Here is a 17,660-nt window from a genome sequence, read left to right as displayed (position 1 = left end):
GATTAGGGGCTCCTCATGAGTGCGTTAAATAAGAAAAGTTTTCTTACTTACCTGAAAGAAGGCGGAATTTACGTTGTTCTTTTAGTTTTGCTGGCGATTATTATTTTCCAGGACCCTACTTTCTTAAGTTTGCTGAACTTGAGTAATATTCTGACGCAATCCTCGGTGCGTATTATTATCGCACTGGGCGTTGCCGGACTGATTGTCACCCAGGGGACAGACCTGTCTGCAGGTCGTCAGGTTGGTCTGGCTGCGGTGGTCGCGGCTACTTTGCTGCAGTCGATGGAGAATGCCAATAAGGTGTTCCCGGAAATGGCCACCATGCCGATCATCGTGGTGGTGCTGATTGTCTGTGTTATCGGTGCCATTATTGGTCTGGTGAACGGTATCATCATTGCGTACCTGAATGTGACCCCGTTTATTACCACTCTCGGTACGATGATCATCGTTTACGGTATCAACTCACTGTATTACGACTTTGTCGGGGCCTCGCCAATTTCTGGCTTTGACAGCGGATTCTCCACCTTTGCGCAGGGCTTTATTGCGCTGGGTAGTTTCCGACTCTCCTATATCACTTTCTACGCATTGATTGCAGTGGCCTTTGTTTGGGTACTCTGGAACAAGACCCGCTTTGGTAAAAACATTTTCGCTATCGGCGGTAACCCCGAAGCGGCGAAAGTATCTGGCGTTAACGTCGCGCTGAACCTGCTGATTATCTATGCGCTGTCTGGCGTGTTCTATGCTTTCGGTGGCTTACTGGAAGCCGGACGTATCGGCTCTGCGACCAACAACCTCGGCTTTATGTATGAGCTGGATGCGATTGCGGCGTGCGTGGTCGGCGGCGTGTCGTTCAGTGGTGGTGTCGGTACCGTATTTGGTGTTGTGACCGGTGTTATTATCTTCACCGTTATCAACTACGGTCTGACCTATATCGGCGTGAACCCTTACTGGCAGTACATTATTAAGGGCGGCATTATCATCTTCGCGGTGGCGCTGGACTCACTGAAATACGCACGTAAGAAGTAACGTAACTATGCAAAAGCCCGGTGCAGAGAAATCTGCCCCGGGCTTTTCTGTTCTTCGTGTTACAGCGTTAGCGCATGTTCTTTCTCACCGGCTTTAAATTTTACCTCCCCTAAATCGATACAGGCTACCGGGCAGACGTGACCGCACAGCAGACAACCCACGCATTTTTCGGTGTTGCAGTGTGGTGTACGGGTTTCTTCATTCCATTCCATCGCCTGATGTCCACCGTCATAGCAGGAGATGTAGCAGCGCCCGCAGCCAACGCATTTATCGAGGTTGATATGTGGGTAGACAATATAACTGCGGTCAAGATCCTCGGCGGGAATGATATTGGTATTGGCAAGGCCAACCATATCCTCCAGCGAATCAAAGCCCTGATCGGCAAGATAGTGCGACAGCCCGCTGGTCATATCCTCCACAATCCGATAGCCATACTGCATGATCCCGGTAGTCACCTGCAGCGTAGCAGCACCCAGGAGCAAGAATTCAGCAGCATCTTCCCAGGTTTCAATGCCACCAATGCCGCTAATCGGAAAATCTTGTAGTTCAGGGTGGGTACGCAGTTGTTGTATAAAACGCAGGGCGATGGGTTTTACTGCCTTGCCGGAGTAGCCGGAAATACTGGATTTGCCGTTGACTACTGGCATGCCGATTTTCCGGTTCAGGTCGATATTGGTGATAGATTTTACGGTATTGATGGTGGCAATACCGTCGGCACCTCCGCGTTTAGCCGCCAGAGCCACTTCACACATATCGCCAATATTGGGTGTCATTTTGGCTAACATTGGCAGTGAAGAACCGCGTTTAACTGCCCGACAATATTTCTCGACCAGCTCCGGGCTTTGTCCCACATCGCTGCCCATCGCATGAGATGTCATCTGCGGACACGAGAAGTTGCACTCGATCATATCCGCACCCGCTTCTTCGACCAGGTGTGCCAGCTCCTGCCATTGCTGCTCATTTTCCCCCATGATCGATGCAATTAGCACTTTATCTGGGTAATTTTGCTTCAGCCTACGAATGGCGGCCAGATTCTCTTCCAGTGGGTGTTCAGCAATTTGCTCCATATTTTTGAAGCCAATGAAGCCAGTATCTTCTTTGGTCAGATGGTCAAAGCGTGGGGAGACTTCATTGGCGATAAAGAAACCAATTGTTTTAAAAACAATTCCGCCCCAGCCGGTATCGTAGGCTTTGGCGCACATCTCATAACAGTTACCCACCGGAGAAGAAGAGAGGCAAAACGGGTTGGGAAATTTTACGCCGCAAAAAGTAATAGAAAGATCTTTTGTTAACATGAGCAAGCTCCCTCTAAATAGTGATGAATAGCCTGAGCGGCTTCTTTCCCGGTTTTCACGGCATAGACGACGGTTTTATCGCCTTTAACGATATCGCCCGCGGCAAACAGAACCGGATCGGCGGTTTGATAATTTTGCGTATCGATAAGATTACGCTCTGGCTTTAATGCCGCGAAACCATCAAGTTGAGCGTGTTGGCCAACGGCGAGAATAATCTTTTCGGCTTCAAACGTGAGTTCTCCTGGCTGACGAACATGCTTAAAGGTGACTCTATTCCCGGTAACCTCTACGGGTGTGAAGCCGTCAATGATCGATACGTCTAACGCTTGCGTACTGGTGAACTCTTTGTCGCTGGCGGGGAATTCAGCGAGTTCTTCACGTGCGACACAGGTGACTGACGGACAGCCAAGGAGTTTTAACGTACTGGCGACATCCATTGCCACATCGCCGCCACCGATGATCAACGCACTTTGCGGTACGGCAATATCGCCGCCGGACTGTCGGGCACGTTGCAGGAAATCGACGGCAATCTCGACATTATTTGCATTGTTAAACAGTGGCAGGGTCGAGCCGTAGGACATGCCTACGGTAAGCAGCACAGCGCGATTTTCCGCTTTAAGTTGCTCAACAGAGAGGGTGTTGCCGACTTCACAATGGCATTTAATGGTGACGCCCATTTCAACGATACGAGCAATCTCGACATCCAGAACAGATTGCGGCAACCGAAACTCAGGAATGCCATAGCGCAGCCAGCCGCCTGGCTGAGGCTGTTTTTCGTAAATTGTCACGTCGTAACCCAGATTGCTCAAGGTTACACTGGCCTGCAACCCTGCCGGGCCTGCGCCGATAATGGCAATCTTGCCCAGCGTTTTCGTTCCGGGTTGATAAATTTTCATTGCCGTCTGCTGTTCAAAATCGGTAATAAAACGTTGCAGACGTGCGATATCGATAGGTTTATCAATTCCTGAACGCGTACACCCGCGTTGACATAATTTTTCGGTTGGACATACCCGGGCGCATACGGCTCCGAGCGCATTATTTTCACGGATCGTTTCGGCTGCGCCTTTAAAATTGCGAAAATAAATAGAGCGAATAAATTTCCCGGGATCGGTTTGCGCCGGACAATCCTGGCTACAGGGGGCATCGTGACATAATAAACAGCGGGAGGCCTCTTTTATTGCTAATAATGGCGTAAAAGCAGGCGTCAGCTCATCCAGATAATTTTGTTGTGGCATATTTTCTTCCTTAATGCTTGAGTAAATTAAGGCGAACCGTTAATAACAAAATATAAAATTAGAAAAAATAATTTCTAAGGCTATTCTCAAGGCTAGCACTGCAGGAAGAGTATTCTGTGAAAGGATTCACAAATAGAGGACAGTGTCAGGGAAATGCTGGTGGACAGCATTTATCCCTTATATTGAAATAACAATTGTTCTCATAATATTAGTTATTCTCAAACGCTAATATTACATAAATGTCCTTATCGATAAAAGACTAAATAAATAACCATCCCAAAAGATAAGCATCCGCACCCGGCATAAACAAGAACGTAACACCAGAATTGCAGTGGATCTTCATTGCGGTAGGCATATACCGGTTCACGTGCGTTCTTCTTTATTTTATCAACGGCCCCAGAGCGCCAGCCTTTCCATGCTTCACGAAAGCAAAACACAGGGATGAGAAGAAAGGCCAAAACGACGAAGAGTGTTTGCACATCCATGCTTATTTTCCTTGTTTCTTTTGTAATTCAAGTAACTGTTCTGGCGTTACCGCCGGATAACCCTGAGCATCATCCGGTACCTGATGCATTGTCGGGATCGGCACCAGCGGGCCTAAAAAACGAGGCTCGCGCTTAAAGAGATAGAGATCGGCCAGCGCCCCAAAACGGGCGCCGAATTCACGTACCCGTACGGTCAGCATATCTTTAGGTGAAGGCACCGCGTAGCACTGGGCTTGAATGCCCATATGAAGTGCAATAAACAAGGCGCGTTCACAGTGGAATCGCTGGGTAATGATGATGAAATCATTGGTATCAAACACTTTGCGGGTCCGCACAATGGAGTCGAGCGTGCGGAATCCGGCATAATCGAGCACGATGTCGGCAGGATCGACGCCTGCGGCAATCAGATCTTTACGCATCGTCATCGGTTCGTTATAGCTTTGCTGTGCGTTATCGCCACTGAGTAGCAGGTAATTCACCTTACCGCTGTTATAAGCGTTTAATGCGCCCTGAATGCGGTAGCGGTAATACTGGTTAATGACGCCGGTACGGTAGTATTTCGCTGTGCCTAATACCACGCCGACCTGGCGATAGGGTAAATCCTGCAATTCGTCGTAGATGTAAGGTGCTGTCTTCCAGCTCATCCATCTGTCGAGACCAAGCACAGTTAACAGCAGCAAGCCGATCAGGACTAACAAGCTGTAAAACACGCGCTTTAACATGCGGAAAACTCGATAATTGGATGGAATTTCAATCAGGCTACTGTACCCGACGGCGTAGCGCAAGAAACAGCAACCTGATTGAGGGGATTTTCAACAATCCAGCCGTGATAAGCGTCGAGCCATCAGGAAATTAACCCAGCAGTACGCGACTGATGTTATTGCATCCCAATGCTTTCAGGGTAGCGGAAGTGGCATCCCACTGGATTAATGGCGCATCGGCTTTTTCTGCCAGCACCGCGCGTTGAATGTCCGGGTAATCATAGCCGTTGAGGTTCAACAGGTTTAATGCGCCCTGCAGCGGAGGCAGAGTTGGGTTGAAGGCGGCGTTTTCAGCATAGCTGCCACTGAAGATTTGACCATCTTTGCACTCCAGCGCAACACCGCTCGGGGAGTGACTGTATGGCATATGACAATGATTAGCGGCGGTAATCGCCGCCTGGGTCAGCGTATCGCCTTCCAGCGCGAAGCCGTGATCCTGCTCATCCATCAACAAGGTTTTGATGTCTAAATCTTTCGGGCCGAAAGCATCCGGCAGATAGTCGCGCAGGGCGTGCGGCTCACGTCCTGGCAGGTGAATGCGTAAATCCAGCCCGCTGTTCAGTTCATTCATAAACTGACGGCAGTGACCGCAAGGGGTGTAGTTTACGGTGATGGCGGCGAGTCCCTTTTCACCGCGTAACCAGGCGTGACTGATGGCGCTTTGCTCGGCATGAACAGTTTGCTGCATCGTCGCGCCAAGGAACTCCATATTCCCACCGAAATACCAGGTACCACTGATACCACGCGCAATTGCGCCAACGTTAAAATGGGAGAGATCGGTACGAGCGCAGGCAGCAGCCAGCGGCAGCAGAGCGAATGCCAGCGCGTCTTCGTCCAGTCCCGATTCGCGTTTAAGCACAGAGACCTGCTCAGCAGTTAACATGGCGGGGAAATGAACATCCGCCAGAAGGGGAGCCAGGGCTGATTGCAAGTTATCCGCGAGTTGGGCAAAAGAAGTTTGAAAACGTGGATGCATGGCGATGCCTCATAACAATGTAATGGAATCGTAGTTTACGGGCCTGTTACGCCTTTATATGTGATTCATATCTCATTATGTATGCAACTTATGAAACTTAAATTAAAAATGTGCAACGCATCGCAAATAAATGACCTAAAAATCAGGATTAGCCGAACAGTGCCAGAATAACCGGGAACAGGAACGGAGCCACCAGTGAAGTGATTATCCCGCAAATGACCAGCGCCAGAGAACTAAATGCGCCTTCCTGGTAGTCAAGCTCAGCACAGCGTGCGGTGCCCAGGGCGTGCGAGGCAGTACCCATTGCCAGCCCACGTGCAGCCTTGGTGCGAATCCGCATTGCATTCAGCAGAGTATGGCCAAATACGGCACCGAGGATGCCGACAAAAATAACACAGACAGCGCTGATTGCCGGGATGCCGCCGATACTTCCACCTACCGCCATGGCGATAGGTGTTGTCACTGATTTAGGCATGATAGACGCGGCAATTTCCGGTGAAGCCCCCAGTAGCAAAGCAATAGATGTGCCGGTAACCATCGCCACTACGCTGCCTGCGAAACAGATAGCAATAATGGACTTCCAGCGGGCGCGGATTTGGTGCAATTGCTCATACAGCGGATAGGCCAGCGCGACCACCGCAGGCTGCAGTAAATCGTTGAGAACCTCGCTGCCTTTAAAATAGTGATCGTAGGGAATACCGGTCAGGATCAGAAAGGGAATAATGACCACCATGGCGACGAGCAGTGGATTCAGCAGCGGCATTTTGATCCGCATAGCCAGCTTACGAGCGGCAAAAAATACCGCCAGCGTGAGGGGTAACGACCACCAGATATACGACATCATTCTTTAGATCCTTTCTGCCCAACGATTTTTCGTTCACCGTGCACAAGATGCGAGCTCCAGCTCACTACCAGGAAAACGACCAGTGTACTAATGGTGCAGGACACCACCACCGGACCAAATTGCGCACGGAGCAAGTCAAAGTACTGCATGATCCCTACACCAATTGGGACAAACAGAAGGGCCATATAGCGAATCAGGACATAGCAACCCGGATTAACCCATTTCGCAGGCAAGATTTGCAGCGCCAGCAGGACAAACAGGATTAGCATGCCGATAATGCTGCCCGGAATAGTTATGGGGAGCAGGGAAGCAAGAAAAATACCTGCATAGAGGCAGGCATAAATCAGTACGAAAGCGCGTATATATTGCCAGATAATATTCAGTGACTTGCTCATAGTAGAAACCCTTGACGAGACTGATTCATCATACAATTAAACTTTAAAACGTGCTACCGATCACATCATGAATTCTAAGCATAGTGGAAATAGATAACGGGAACATCGGCTAAACTCTGCGCTGAATACAGAATAGCGGTAAGTAACAGCTTCTCTGTGCTTTAAACCCTATCTCAGAGAAGTTACCATAGCGCCTCTCTTTTTTGCGGGTAACAATATGCGTGTTTTACTGGCGCCGATGGAAGGTGTGCTCGACTCACTGGTTCGCGAGCTGCTGACTGAAGTCAATGACTATGATCTCTGTATCACCGAATTTGTCCGGGTGGTGGATCAACTCCTGCCGGTAAAAGTGTTCCATCGCATTTGTCCTGAGTTGCTCAACGCCAGCCGTACGACATCCGGCACACGGGTGCGCATACAACTGCTGGGGCAGTATCCGCAGTGGCTGGCGGAGAATGCGGCCCGCGCGGTTGAACTGGGCTCGTTTGGTGTCGATCTGAACTGTGGCTGCCCGTCGAAACTGGTTAACGGCAGTGGCGGCGGCGCAACGTTATTAAAGGATCCGGAGCTTATCTACCGGGGGGCAAAAGCGATGCGCGAGGCCGTTCCGGACCATTTGCCGGTGACGGTAAAAGTACGCCTCGGCTGGGACAGCAGCGACAGACAGTTTGAAATTGCCGATGCCGTTCAGCAGGCAGGTGCCAGCGAGCTGGCGGTTCATGGCCGAACCAAAGAGCAGGGCTACAAGGCTGAGCACATTAACTGGCAGGCTATTGGTGAAATTCGCAAACGTCTCACTATCCCGGTTATCGCTAATGGAGAAATCTGGGACTGGCAGAGTGCCCAGGATTGCATGGCTATTACCGGATGTGACGCCGTGATGATAGGACGTGGTGCACTCAACATCCCTAATCTTAGTCGTGTGGTGAAATACAACGAACCGCGTATGCCGTGGCCTGATGTGGTGACGTTGCTGAAAAAATATACCCGGCTGGAAAAACAGGGCGATACCGGTCTATACCACGTGGCGCGTATCAAACAGTGGCTGGGATATTTACGTAAAGAGTATTCAGAGGCGACAACGCTGTTTCAGGAAATTCGCGCATTAAATAATTCACCGGATATCGCGCGTGCGATTCAGGCCATTGAGTGTTAACTGAGCGCTGATACCTCTGTTTAGTAAGCCGGATATGGCGGTTATGCCACCATCCGGCATCAGAGTTGAGATATTGCCTGATGGCAATTCGCTTATCAGGCGTGTTGGATCCGGAATCGACATCAGAAAATCATCTTAAACACACCCGTCACCACCAACAGCCCAATCAGAAAAATAATTAAAATAACCCACAGCAGAATTTTCATTAACTTTCCTTATTTTTGGTAAGTTCAGGTTGAGTATAGGAAAGCATCAGCAATTCTGCCTGGCGGTTTCATTACTCCGGCTTACGTGCGCTGAGAAGAAATATCATTGGACGCTCTTTCTCTTCATCCAGCGCCGGGTTAGCGGCAATCTGTTCAGCAGACGGACCCCATTCATTAAGGCTTATGATCTGAAAACCGGCGGCAATCAGCGCATTAATCCACGTGGCCAGTTTACGGTGTTGTTTTTTGACGCCTTCGGCGAACCAGTTGCTGATGCGTTCGCCTTCCTGCTGATAGTGATTAACCGGCCAGGATTGTTGACCGGTTTTATCTTTGATCCAGCCCTGGGTCAGTGGTGCGGTATAAATAGGGTGCTCAGCAGAAAATACCAGCATTCCGCCCGGTGTTAGTGACTGATAAATCGTTGTCAGTAATCGTTCAATATTCTGCAAATAGTGCAGGGCGAGTGAGCTATAGACCAGATCAAATGAACCCGGCGAGAGCGTGAGTGTTTCAAGATCTTCGCGCTGGTACACGATCCCATCGCCATGGGTCATACTGCACGCCTTGGCTAACATCTTCTCTGAAATATCCAGACCCACAACGCTTGCAGCGTGGTTATTTCTCGCGTAGCGGCAAAACCAGCCATATCCGCAGCCTAAATCAAGAATATTTTTACCCTGTAGCGGAGGAAGCAGCGTTTGTATTGTTGGCCATTCTGGTGCACCGTCGAGCCCCTTTACTGAACGATCCAGTGTGGCATATCCGGCAAAGAACTCAGGATCATCATAGATATTTTGTGACATATCGGCTCCATTCATAAATTATTAGAATAATATTATCCATAATATTTAACTGGCATATATTTTTCTGATTATATATTTTAATTTCCAAAGATGTATTGCCACGCGTAACTAAAAAAGCGAGTGCGACAAGTCGTAATCTCTGCACCTCTTTTCTTATCTGCGTACCTCCATGAATCGTAATTCTGTTCTTGTCGCTACGGCATGTTTGCCGCTTTTTATTCTGATGGCGGGCTGCGCCCCTATGCACGATAACCGCCAGCTACTGTCACAGCAGACCCCCTCTGCAAACGTTGATTCCACATTACCAGCGGCATTGAAAAACGGTTGGCCAGATAGCCAGTGGTGGAAGGCGTATCACGATCCACAGCTTAATGCGTTGATTGACAGTACGTTACAGAACTCTCCTGATATGCAAGTGGCGGAGCAGCGTATTCAGCTGGCGGAAGCGCAGGCTCAGGCCATAGAAGCGCAGGATGGACCGCAGATTGATTTTTCCGCAGGCGTTGAGCGTCAGAAAATGTCCGCCGAAGGTGTGATGGGACCGTTTGCCATTACCGATCCCGCTGCTGGTACTACGGGGCCGTGGTACACCAATGGAACATTTGGTTTAACCGCTGGCTGGGACCTGGATCTATGGGGCAAAAACCGGGCAGAAGTCGCGGCGCGCATTGGTGAGGTTAAAGCGCGTGAGGCCGAGCGTGAGCAAACCCGACAACTGCTGGCAAGCAGTGTGTCTCGTCTGTACTGGGAGTGGCAGACACAGGCGGCGCTGAAAACCGTGCTAACGCAGATTAAAAATGAGCAACAGAATGTCATCACAGCGGATCGCCAACTGTATCAAAACGGTATTACCTCTTCGGTGGAGGGGGTAGAAACCGATATCGATTCCAGCAAAACAGAGCAGCAACTGAACGATGTTAGTGGAAAAATGAAGGTGATCGAGGCGCGACTGCTCGCCCTGACCAATACACAATCCACCTCCCTGAAGCTTAATGCCGCGACTATGCCGGTGGTGGAAAGCCGGTTGCCGTCCCGGTTAGGTTACTCACTACTGGCTCGCCGCCCTGATTTACAGGCTGCACACTGGTATATTGAATCGTCGATGAGCAGTATTGATGCGGCGAAAGCTGCGTTTTATCCCGACGTTAACCTGATGGCATTTTTACAGCAGGACGCGTTACATCTGAGCGATCTGTTCCGTCATTCCGCGCAACAAATGGGGGTGTCTGCCGGGCTGACGTTGCCTGTCTTTGATAGTGGCAGACTGAATGCAAATCTCGATATGACCACCGCGCAAAGCAATCTGACGGTTGCCAGTTACAACAAAGCCGTAGTGGACGCGGTGAATGATGTGGCACGTGCGGCAACGCAGGTGGAAACATTGGCGCAGAAGAATCAGCAACAGCAAAAGATTGAACATGACGCGCAGCGTATAGTGGGACTCGCCCAGGCACGGTTTAATGCCGGTATCATTGCGGGGTCCCGCGTCAGCGAGGCAAAAATTCCGGCATTACGTGAGCAGTGTAACGCTCTGATTTTACAAGGTCAGTGGCTGGATGCTTCTATTCAGTTAACCAGCGCCCTGGGTGGCGGATACCACGCCTCCTGACTTTCCGGCCCGGCAGATATTTGTTGTCGGGCCAGTTTCATTGCGTTTTTTGTTTATTTCGCTGCTTCATCCACCAACGGGCAGCCACCACCAGGCCGACAACCAGAACCAGCCATATTCCGTGTTTAATATGCTGGTCGAGGCTGTGCAGCCACGGGGCAATCACTTCACCACCCACGTAACCGAGCGAAGTGAACAGCAGTGCCCAGACGAGCGCTCCCAGAATATTCAACGGTAAAAAGATTTTTGGTGGCAGGTGGCTGGCGCCAATCAGCAGGGGACCAATGACGCGGAATCCGTACATAAAACGTGTCCCGACCACAAAGAGGTAGGGACGTCGTTGGATCATTTTCTGTGCGTAATGAATTTTTGCCTGATGACGCGAGAAACGACGTAAAATTTTGCCGCCATAACGCCGTCCAAGTAAATAAAGTAACTGATCGCCTATCATCCCACCCAGCGCGACGGAGATGACAACCAGTGGAAATTTGAGTAATCCCTGATGCGCTGCAACGCCACCTAACAGGGTAATTGTTTCACCTTCGGCCAGGCTGCCAATAGTTAGCGCCGCATAGCCGTACTGCGCGATAAGACTATTTATATCCATACGTCTGTATGACCTCCACAACTCTTAGCATACACCCTATAAATTGTTGATGCCGGAAAAGCCTCAGCGTAGCGCATCGGTATTTTTGTTGTGTACATAAAATAATCAAAAGGTGAATTATACTTGAAGTGTTGAGGTCCGGAGCTGACAAGAAGGGGGCGGTATGAACCATGTCTGGGGGCTGTTTTCCCATCCCGATCGTGAAATGCACGTGATCAACAGCGAAAACGAAAGTGTTTCGCATCACTATACTCACCATGTACTGCTGATGGCGGCAATCCCGGTTATTTGTGCCTTTATTGGTACGACACAGATCGGCTGGAATTTTGGCGACGGAAACATACTGCAACTATCCCTGTTTACCGGATTTGCGATGGCAATTCTGTTCTACGGTGTGATGCTGGCGGGCGTGGCCGTTATGGGGCGGGTGATCTGGTGGATGGCGCGCAATTATCCGCAGCGTCCATCGCTGGCGCACTGTATGGTCTTTGCCGGATATGTTGCCACGCCGCTGTTTTTAAGCGGGCTTGTAGCGCTTTATCCGTTGGTCTGGTTGTGCGCCTTAATTGGGACTATCGCGCTGTTTTACACCGGATATTTACTGTATCTCGGTATTCCAACATTCCTGAATATCAGCAAAGAGGAAGGTCTAAGTTTTTCCAGTTCGACACTGGCGATTGGTGTGCTGGTGCTGGAAGTTCTGCTGGCGATTACGGTGGTCCTGTGGGGTTACGGCTATCGGTTATTCTGACGTTCAAACCTGTCTACGCTGCGTTGCTGCTGTAAAAGCCAGCAACGCAGCATTTCGAGATGATTATCCAGTAGCGGTGACGCTGTCGGGTCGTTATGATGCCTGAGCTAGCCAGAGGTAACCCTTACTTCTGGCGGTGTGCGTTGTGACGTGCGTGAACCATTATCAGAAATCTCATCATGCTGAAATTCCGAGTTTCATTATTAAGTCTTGCCCTGGTGCTGGCCGTTCCTTTTGCACCTCAAGCCGTGGCGAAAACGGCGACTACCGCGAGCGCCTCTCAACCTGAGATTGCGTCTGGTAGTGCGATGATTGTCGATCTGAATACCAACAAAGTGATCTATTCGAACCACCCGGATCTTGTGCGTCCGATTGCGTCGATTACCAAATTAATGACGGCGATGGTGGTGCTTGATGCACGACTGCCGCTGGATGAAAAGCTAAAAGTTGATATCAGCCAGACGCCGGAAATGAAAGGTATCTATTCCCGCGTGCGCTTGAACAGTGAAATCAGCCGTAAAAACATGCTGCTGCTGGCGCTGATGTCATCAGAAAACCGTGCGGCGGCAAGCCTGGCGCATCATTACCCTGGCGGGTATAACGCATTTATCAAAGCGATGAACGCTAAAGCAAAAGCGCTGGGTATGACCCAGACACGTTTTGTGGAGCCTACAGGGTTATCCATTCACAACGTTTCGACCGCCCGTGACTTAACTAAACTACTGATTGCCAGCAAACAATATCCGCTGATTGGTCAGCTAAGTACGACGCGTGAAGACATGGCGACCTTTGCTAATCCGGCTTATACGTTGCCGTTCCGCAACACTAACCATCTGGTTTATCGCGATAACTGGAATATTCAGTTAACCAAAACAGGTTTTACCAATGCGGCAGGCCACTGTCTGGTGATGCGTACGGTTATCAATAACAAACCGGTTGCGCTGGTGGTGATGGATGCCTTCGGTAAATATACCCACTTTGCCGATGCCAGCCGCTTACGTACCTGGATCGAGACCGGTAAAGTGATGCCGGTTCCGGCGGCGGCGCTGAGCTATAAAAAACAGAAAGCCGCACAGATGGCGGCAACTGGTTCGGCAACGGGCGAGCAAACTGCGCAGAACGATTAAATAGCGTGGGATGGTAATAAAAAGAGGCCTGATAGCATAACGCTGCCAGGCCTTTTTACAGAAAAATCAATCAGAAAGTTTTGTTTCGTCCGAAACGTTTTCTTTCCAGAACTTCTGCTTACTTGTCTTACCGATACCCGGATTCATGCTGTTGGTAGGGTCGTTTTCGCGGTAAAAACGAGCCAGTGTTTCCGGTGCTTTGTACAAATGTCCCACATTATGCTCTGCCGGGTACTGCGCCCCGCGCGCATGCAGTAATTCAAGCATTTGCTCTTTCAACGCATGAGCATCCACGCCTTTCTTCACAATGTAATCCTGGTGGAAGACGTAGCACATAAAGTGACCATAATAGAGTTTGTGTACCAGCTTACTGTCAATTTCTGCCGGCAGATGTTCGTACCATTCGGTGTCATTACGGCGCAATGCAATATCCAGCGCCAGAATATCTTCCACCTCATCCGCATGAACGGCCTGGTAGCGGATTGCCGCGCCAGCCGCCGCGAAGCGATGCAGAAAGGCTTTGCTGCCTTCTTCCGGTGTACAGGCAAAGAAGTCACCTTCGGCGGTTTTGAAAAACTCGGTCAACCAGTTTTGCGCTTCTGCTACACCGCCACCTGCCATTTTAAGCAACAGGTGGTGTTCGTACTTATCGCGCCAGCTTTTCATTCTTGCCGGTAAATGGCTGGGGAATAAATGGCCAAACTTCTGCATCGCCCGGTCGGTGAAGTGCGGGCGGAAAATTTTCACTTTTTCCAGCATCGCATCGGTACGGCCCTTCAGAGTAAAGAAGAACGGCATTTTATCGGTGCCGAGCTTGTCAATCATCAGGAACGTATCTTTGCCGTACTTCTCTGCGATGTCGTAAATATCGCGGTGCATATATTCACCCGCGACCGGCAGATGCTCAAACTTTGCCAGAATATGGCGGCGGATTTCTGTCAGCACTTCTGGCTGATTGGTGCCGATATAAAAGACCTGCTGATTTTTCTCGGCCTCGAACGTATCCAGACGCACGGCGAATACCGCCAGTTTTCCCGCACAGCCGGATGATTCAAACAGACGATCCGGATCTGCGTTATAACGTGCCGGGGTATCGGCCTCAATATCTCTGACGCGAGTGACGTAATCATGATCGTGTGCATGATGGCCATCATGACGTACATCGTTATCTTTGATGCGTTCATCATCAAGGTTGCTGAGGATCTGTTCCGGTGTCTGGCCCAGTTCGATACCCAGATGGTTTACCAGCTGTAATTTTCCCTGCTCATCAATGCGTGCAAACAGCGACATTTCAGTGTATGCCGGACCACGTTGCACCAGCGAGCCGCCGGAATTGTTGCAGATGCCGCCAATAACAGATGCGCCAATGCACGAAGAACCGATAACCGAATGCGGTTCACGACCAAAAGGCTTAAGCGCTTTTTCCAGCGAGTAAAGCGTGGTGCCCGGATAGGCCAGCACCTGCTCGCCTTTGCCAATGACGTGTAGCTTGTCGAGGCGCAGGGTACTGATAATGACAATGTCGCGATCGTAGTCATTACCACTCGGCGTAGAGCCTTCTGTCAGACCGGTATTGGCGGCCTGCATCAGAATAATTTTGTCGGCGTTGACGCAGGCGTTCAGGACACGCCACAGTTCTAATAACGTACCCGGAAAGACAACGGCTAATGCGTCGCCCTGACCGGAGCGAAAGCCCTTGCGATAGCGGGCGGTTTTAGCAGGTTCGGTGAGCAGGTGAGAATGACCCACCAGGCGGGTTAGTTCATTCAGAAAAGCTTTATTTTCAGTTGTTGTAATGGAAGACATTCTCCACTCCTTGTGGTGGGACTCAATATCAGGAACAAGCATAGCGCTTTGTATGACAATACGCTTTCTCATTCAGCTTGTCTCTGGGTTGGCTGTGTTCATTCACCACGGTTTTGAAAATTCAGAGAATAACCTTAGCTTTCTTTGCCTCTCACGTTTAGGCTTACGGCAAACTGCGGTTTTTGTTATATTTTCGCTGCCTCATCGGGAAAAAATAAAGAGAGAATCAACATGAAATGGCTATGTTCTGTAGGTGTCGCGGTGAGCCTGGCGTTGCAGCCAGCGCTGGCGAGCTCCCTGTTTGGTAACCATCCACTGACGCCTGACGCGCGGGATGCCTTTGTTACCGATTTGCTCAAACAGATGACCGTGGATGAGAAGATCGGGCAATTACGTTTAATAAGCGTCGGGCCTGATAACCCGAAAGAAGCCATCCGCGAGATGATCAAAGACGGGCAGGTAGGGGCGATTTTTAACACCGTTACGCGCCAGGATATCCGCAAAATGCAGGATCAAGTGATGGAACTCAGTCGCCTGAAAATCCCTCTCTTTTTCGCCTATGACGTATTGCATGGCCAACGTACCGTATTCCCGATAAGCCTCGGCCTGGCATCGTCTTTTAATCTGGATGCCGTCAGAACGGTGGGGCGTATTTCCGCCTATGAAGCCGCAGACGATGGCCTGAATATGACCTGGGCGCCGATGGTCGATGTTTCGCGCGATCCACGTTGGGGACGCGCTTCTGAAGGTTTTGGGGAAGATACCTATTTAACCGCCACGATGGGGAAAACCATGGTGGAAGCGATGCAGGGTAAAAGCCCGGCCGATCGCTATTCCGTGATGACCAGCGTCAAGCACTTTGCCGCCTATGGTGCAGTAGAGGGCGGCAAAGAATACAACACCGTGGATATGAGTCCGCAGCGTTTGTTTAACGACTATATGCCGCCGTACAAAGCCGGACTTGACGCCGGGAGCGGTGCAGTGATGGTGGGACTTAATTCACTTAACGGCACGCCTGCGACTTCCGATGCCTGGCTGCTAAAAGACGTACTGCGTGACGATTGGGGCTTTAAAGGCATCACCGTTTCCGACCACGGTGCAATTAAAGAGCTGATAAAGCACGGCACCGCGTCCGATCCTGAAGATGCTGTGCGCGTGGCGATCAAGTCCGGCATTAACATGAGCATGAGCGATGAGTATTACAGTAAGTATCTGCCAGGCCTGATTAAATCAGGAAAAGTCACTATGGCAGAACTGGATGATGCTGCGCGTCACGTGCTGAATGTGAAATACGATATGGGGTTGTTTAACGATCCTTACAGCCATCTGGGGGCAAAAGAGTCAGACCCGCAGGACACAAACGCCGAAAGTCGTTTACACCGTAAAGAAGCGCGTGACGTGGCGCGTGAAAGCCTGGTGCTGCTGAAAAATCGTCTGGAAACGTTGCCGCTGAAAAAATCAGGTACCGTTGCTGTTATCGGGCCGCTGGCGGACAGCAAACGTGACGTGATGGGAAGCTGGTCCGCTGCCGGTGTTGCCGATCAGTCCGTGACGGTGCTGACAGGTATTAAAAATGCACTGGGTGAGAAGGGCAAAGTGGTGTATGCCAAAGGGGCGAATATCACCAACGATAAAGGTATTGTCGACTTCCTCAATCTGTATGAAGAGGCGGTGAAAATTGACCCGCGCTCGCCGCAGGCGATGATTGATGAAGCAGTCAATGTGGCGAAGCAGTCCGATGTGGTTGTCGCAGTGGTCGGCGAGGCGCAGGGTATGGCGCATGAGGCATCCAGTCGTACCGATATCACTATCCCGCAGAGTCAGCGCGATCTGATTACTGCGCTGAAAGCAACCGGTAAACCGCTGGTACTGGTGCTGATGAACGGTCGTCCATTGGCGCTGGTGAAGGAAGATCAGCAGGCCGATGCGATTCTGGAAACCTGGTTTGCCGGAACGGAAGGCGGTAACGCCATAGCTGACGTGCTGTTTGGCGATTACAACCCGTCTGGCAAATTGCCGATGTCCTTCCCGCGTTCTGTCGGGCAGATCCCGGTCTATTACAGCCACCTGAATACCGGGCGTCCATATAACGCTGATAAGCCAAATAAATATACTTCGCGCTATTTTGATGAAGCGAATGGCCCGTTGTATCCATTTGGCTATGGTTTGAGCTACACCACGTTTACGGTTTCTGATGTGAAGCTCTCTTCGCCGACGATGAAACGTGACGGAACAGTAACGGCCAGCGTGCAGGTGACCAACACCGGTAAGCGCGAAGGTGCGACGGTGATCCAGATGTATTTACAGGATGTTACCGCGTCAATGAGCCGTCCGGTAAAACAACTGAAAGGGTTTGAGAAAGTGAACCTTAAACCTGGCGAAACTCAGACCGTCAGTTTCCCGATTGATATTGAGGCACTGAAATACTGGAACCAGCGCATGAAATATGATGCTGAACCGGGCAAATTTAACGTCTTCATCGGCGTTGATTCCGCCCGGGTGAAACAGGGTGAGTTTGAGCTACTGTAAACATTAGAGATGAATAAAGGGCCGGGAAACCGGCCTTTTTTATGGG

17 protein-coding genes are annotated in these 17,660 nt (G+C 50.4%); 6 read left to right on the top strand and 11 right to left on the bottom strand.

What is annotated here, in order from left to right; genetic code table 11:
• The first annotated feature begins 15 nt into the window (after positions 1–15).
• Positions 16–1,026, top strand: a complete 1,011-nt coding sequence (gene mglC / locus OH663_RS10375) for a galactose/methyl galactoside ABC transporter permease MglC (RefSeq protein WP_003027393.1) — start codon at positions 16–18, stop codon at positions 1,024–1,026.
• Positions 1,027–1,085: 59 nt separating this feature from the next.
• Here mglC and preA read toward each other — a convergent pair whose 3' ends face one another.
• The 7 genes from preA to OH663_RS10340 form a co-directional block, all read right to left on the bottom strand.
• Positions 1,086–2,321, bottom strand: a complete 1,236-nt coding sequence (preA, locus tag OH663_RS10370) for an NAD-dependent dihydropyrimidine dehydrogenase subunit PreA (protein WP_200012777.1) — start codon at positions 2,319–2,321, stop codon at positions 1,086–1,088.
• Positions 2,315–3,556, bottom strand: coding sequence for an NAD(P)-dependent oxidoreductase (locus OH663_RS10365; RefSeq protein WP_200012776.1), 1,242 nt, complete (start codon positions 3,554–3,556; stop codon positions 2,315–2,317). Before OH663_RS10365 ends, preA begins: the two co-directional genes overlap by 7 nt.
• Before the next feature lie 245 nt (positions 3,557–3,801).
• Positions 3,802–4,041 (bottom strand): DUF2542 family protein, encoded by a 240-nt coding sequence (locus tag OH663_RS10360; protein WP_048221049.1) that lies wholly within the window; start codon positions 4,039–4,041, stop codon positions 3,802–3,804.
• Positions 4,042–4,043: 2 nt separating this feature from the next.
• Entirely contained in the window at positions 4,044–4,763 is a 720-nt protein-coding gene (gene sanA, locus OH663_RS10355) for an outer membrane permeability protein SanA (protein WP_045449709.1), read from the bottom strand.
• A 130-nt stretch (positions 4,764–4,893) separates the two neighbouring features.
• The gene (cdd, locus tag OH663_RS10350; protein ID WP_048221050.1) at positions 4,894–5,778 is read right to left on the bottom strand and encodes a cytidine deaminase; all 885 of its coding nucleotides are present in this window, start codon (positions 5,776–5,778) and stop codon (positions 4,894–4,896) included.
• Positions 5,779–5,926: 148 nt separating this feature from the next.
• Positions 5,927–6,622 carry a CidB/LrgB family autolysis modulator gene (locus OH663_RS10345; protein ID WP_045444993.1) on the bottom strand — a complete coding sequence of 232 codons (696 nt, stop codon included), beginning with the start codon at positions 6,620–6,622 and terminating at the stop codon, positions 5,927–5,929.
• A complete protein-coding gene (locus OH663_RS10340; protein WP_045444991.1) occupies positions 6,619–7,017 on the bottom strand; it encodes a CidA/LrgA family protein in 399 nt (132 codons plus the stop codon). Before OH663_RS10340 ends, OH663_RS10345 begins: the two co-directional genes overlap by 4 nt.
• 217 nt (positions 7,018–7,234) lie before the next feature.
• Here OH663_RS10340 and dusC point away from each other — a divergent pair, with 217 nt between their 5' ends.
• A complete protein-coding gene (gene dusC, locus OH663_RS10335) occupies positions 7,235–8,173 on the top strand; it encodes a tRNA dihydrouridine(16) synthase DusC (RefSeq protein WP_045444989.1) in 939 nt (312 codons plus the stop codon).
• A 122-nt stretch (positions 8,174–8,295) separates the two neighbouring features.
• Here dusC and yohP read toward each other — a convergent pair whose 3' ends face one another.
• Together yohP and OH663_RS10325 are read right to left on the bottom strand one after the other, a co-directional pair.
• Complete coding sequence (gene yohP / locus OH663_RS10330; RefSeq protein WP_015572324.1) at positions 8,296–8,379, bottom strand: small membrane protein YohP; 84 nt, start codon at positions 8,377–8,379, stop codon at positions 8,296–8,298.
• Positions 8,380–8,450: 71 nt separating this feature from the next.
• Complete coding sequence (locus OH663_RS10325) at positions 8,451–9,185, bottom strand: class I SAM-dependent methyltransferase (protein ID WP_200012775.1); 735 nt, start codon at positions 9,183–9,185, stop codon at positions 8,451–8,453.
• Positions 9,186–9,354: 169 nt separating this feature from the next.
• On the opposite strand from OH663_RS10325, the gene mdtQ reads away from it, so the two are divergent.
• A complete protein-coding gene (gene mdtQ / locus OH663_RS10320; protein WP_200012774.1) occupies positions 9,355–10,794 on the top strand; it encodes a multidrug resistance outer membrane protein MdtQ in 1,440 nt (479 codons plus the stop codon).
• Between the two features lie 37 nt (positions 10,795–10,831).
• Here the strand turns inward: mdtQ and OH663_RS10315 are convergent, their stop codons facing one another.
• Positions 10,832–11,401, bottom strand: coding sequence for a DedA family protein (locus tag OH663_RS10315; RefSeq protein WP_045444981.1), 570 nt, complete (start codon positions 11,399–11,401; stop codon positions 10,832–10,834).
• A 163-nt stretch (positions 11,402–11,564) separates the two neighbouring features.
• Here OH663_RS10315 and OH663_RS10310 point away from each other — a divergent pair, with 163 nt between their 5' ends.
• Both OH663_RS10310 and pbpG read left to right on the top strand, forming a co-directional pair.
• On the top strand, positions 11,565–12,152 hold the full coding sequence (locus OH663_RS10310; protein WP_045444978.1) for a Yip1 family protein: 588 nt from the start codon (positions 11,565–11,567) through the stop codon (positions 12,150–12,152).
• A 179-nt stretch (positions 12,153–12,331) separates the two neighbouring features.
• The gene (gene pbpG / locus OH663_RS10305) at positions 12,332–13,279 is read left to right on the top strand and encodes a D-alanyl-D-alanine endopeptidase (protein WP_045444975.1); all 948 of its coding nucleotides are present in this window, start codon (positions 12,332–12,334) and stop codon (positions 13,277–13,279) included.
• A 66-nt stretch (positions 13,280–13,345) separates the two neighbouring features.
• Here the strand turns inward: pbpG and dld are convergent, their stop codons facing one another.
• Complete coding sequence (gene dld, locus OH663_RS10300; protein ID WP_200012773.1) at positions 13,346–15,085, bottom strand: D-lactate dehydrogenase; 1,740 nt, start codon at positions 15,083–15,085, stop codon at positions 13,346–13,348.
• 231 nt (positions 15,086–15,316) lie between these two features.
• Between dld and bglX the strand changes: the two genes are divergently transcribed.
• Complete coding sequence (bglX, locus tag OH663_RS10295; RefSeq protein ID WP_200012772.1) at positions 15,317–17,614, top strand: beta-glucosidase BglX; 2,298 nt, start codon at positions 15,317–15,319, stop codon at positions 17,612–17,614.
• Positions 17,615–17,660 lie beyond the last annotated feature (46 nt).

Origin of the sequence: Citrobacter sp. Marseille-Q5395 (assembly GCF_947057495.1) — a bacterium.
Classification (GTDB): Bacteria; Pseudomonadota; Gammaproteobacteria; order Enterobacterales; family Enterobacteriaceae; genus Citrobacter; species Citrobacter murliniae.
Note: the sequence above shows the minus strand (reverse complement) of the source record. Positions and strands in the feature narration are given on the sequence as shown.

Coding starts and splice junctions, on each gene's coding strand:
- OH663_RS10325 (WP_200012775.1), bottom strand. CDS start 9,185: ATGTCACAAAATATCTATGATGATCCTGAGTTCTTTGCCGGATATGCC.
- mdtQ (WP_200012774.1), top strand. CDS start 9,355: ATGAATCGTAATTCTGTTCTTGTCGCTACGGCATGTTTGCCGCTTTTT.
- dld (WP_200012773.1), bottom strand. CDS start 15,085: ATGTCTTCCATTACAACAACTGAAAATAAAGCTTTTCTGAATGAACTA.
- preA (WP_200012777.1), bottom strand. CDS start 2,321: ATGTTAACAAAAGATCTTTCTATTACTTTTTGCGGCGTAAAATTTCCC.
- pbpG (WP_045444975.1), top strand. CDS start 12,332: ATGCTGAAATTCCGAGTTTCATTATTAAGTCTTGCCCTGGTGCTGGCC.
- OH663_RS10315 (WP_045444981.1), bottom strand. CDS start 11,401: ATGGATATAAATAGTCTTATCGCGCAGTACGGCTATGCGGCGCTAACT.
- bglX (WP_200012772.1), top strand. CDS start 15,317: ATGAAATGGCTATGTTCTGTAGGTGTCGCGGTGAGCCTGGCGTTGCAG.
- dusC (WP_045444989.1), top strand. CDS start 7,235: ATGCGTGTTTTACTGGCGCCGATGGAAGGTGTGCTCGACTCACTGGTT.
- OH663_RS10365 (WP_200012776.1), bottom strand. CDS start 3,556: ATGCCACAACAAAATTATCTGGATGAGCTGACGCCTGCTTTTACGCCA.
- sanA (WP_045449709.1), bottom strand. CDS start 4,763: ATGTTAAAGCGCGTGTTTTACAGCTTGTTAGTCCTGATCGGCTTGCTG.
- cdd (WP_048221050.1), bottom strand. CDS start 5,778: ATGCATCCACGTTTTCAAACTTCTTTTGCCCAACTCGCGGATAACTTG.
- mglC (WP_003027393.1), top strand. CDS start 16: ATGAGTGCGTTAAATAAGAAAAGTTTTCTTACTTACCTGAAAGAAGGC.
- OH663_RS10345 (WP_045444993.1), bottom strand. CDS start 6,622: ATGATGTCGTATATCTGGTGGTCGTTACCCCTCACGCTGGCGGTATTT.
- yohP (WP_015572324.1), bottom strand. CDS start 8,379: ATGAAAATTCTGCTGTGGGTTATTTTAATTATTTTTCTGATTGGGCTG.
- OH663_RS10360 (WP_048221049.1), bottom strand. CDS start 4,041: ATGGATGTGCAAACACTCTTCGTCGTTTTGGCCTTTCTTCTCATCCCT.
- OH663_RS10310 (WP_045444978.1), top strand. CDS start 11,565: ATGAACCATGTCTGGGGGCTGTTTTCCCATCCCGATCGTGAAATGCAC.
- OH663_RS10340 (WP_045444991.1), bottom strand. CDS start 7,017: ATGAGCAAGTCACTGAATATTATCTGGCAATATATACGCGCTTTCGTA.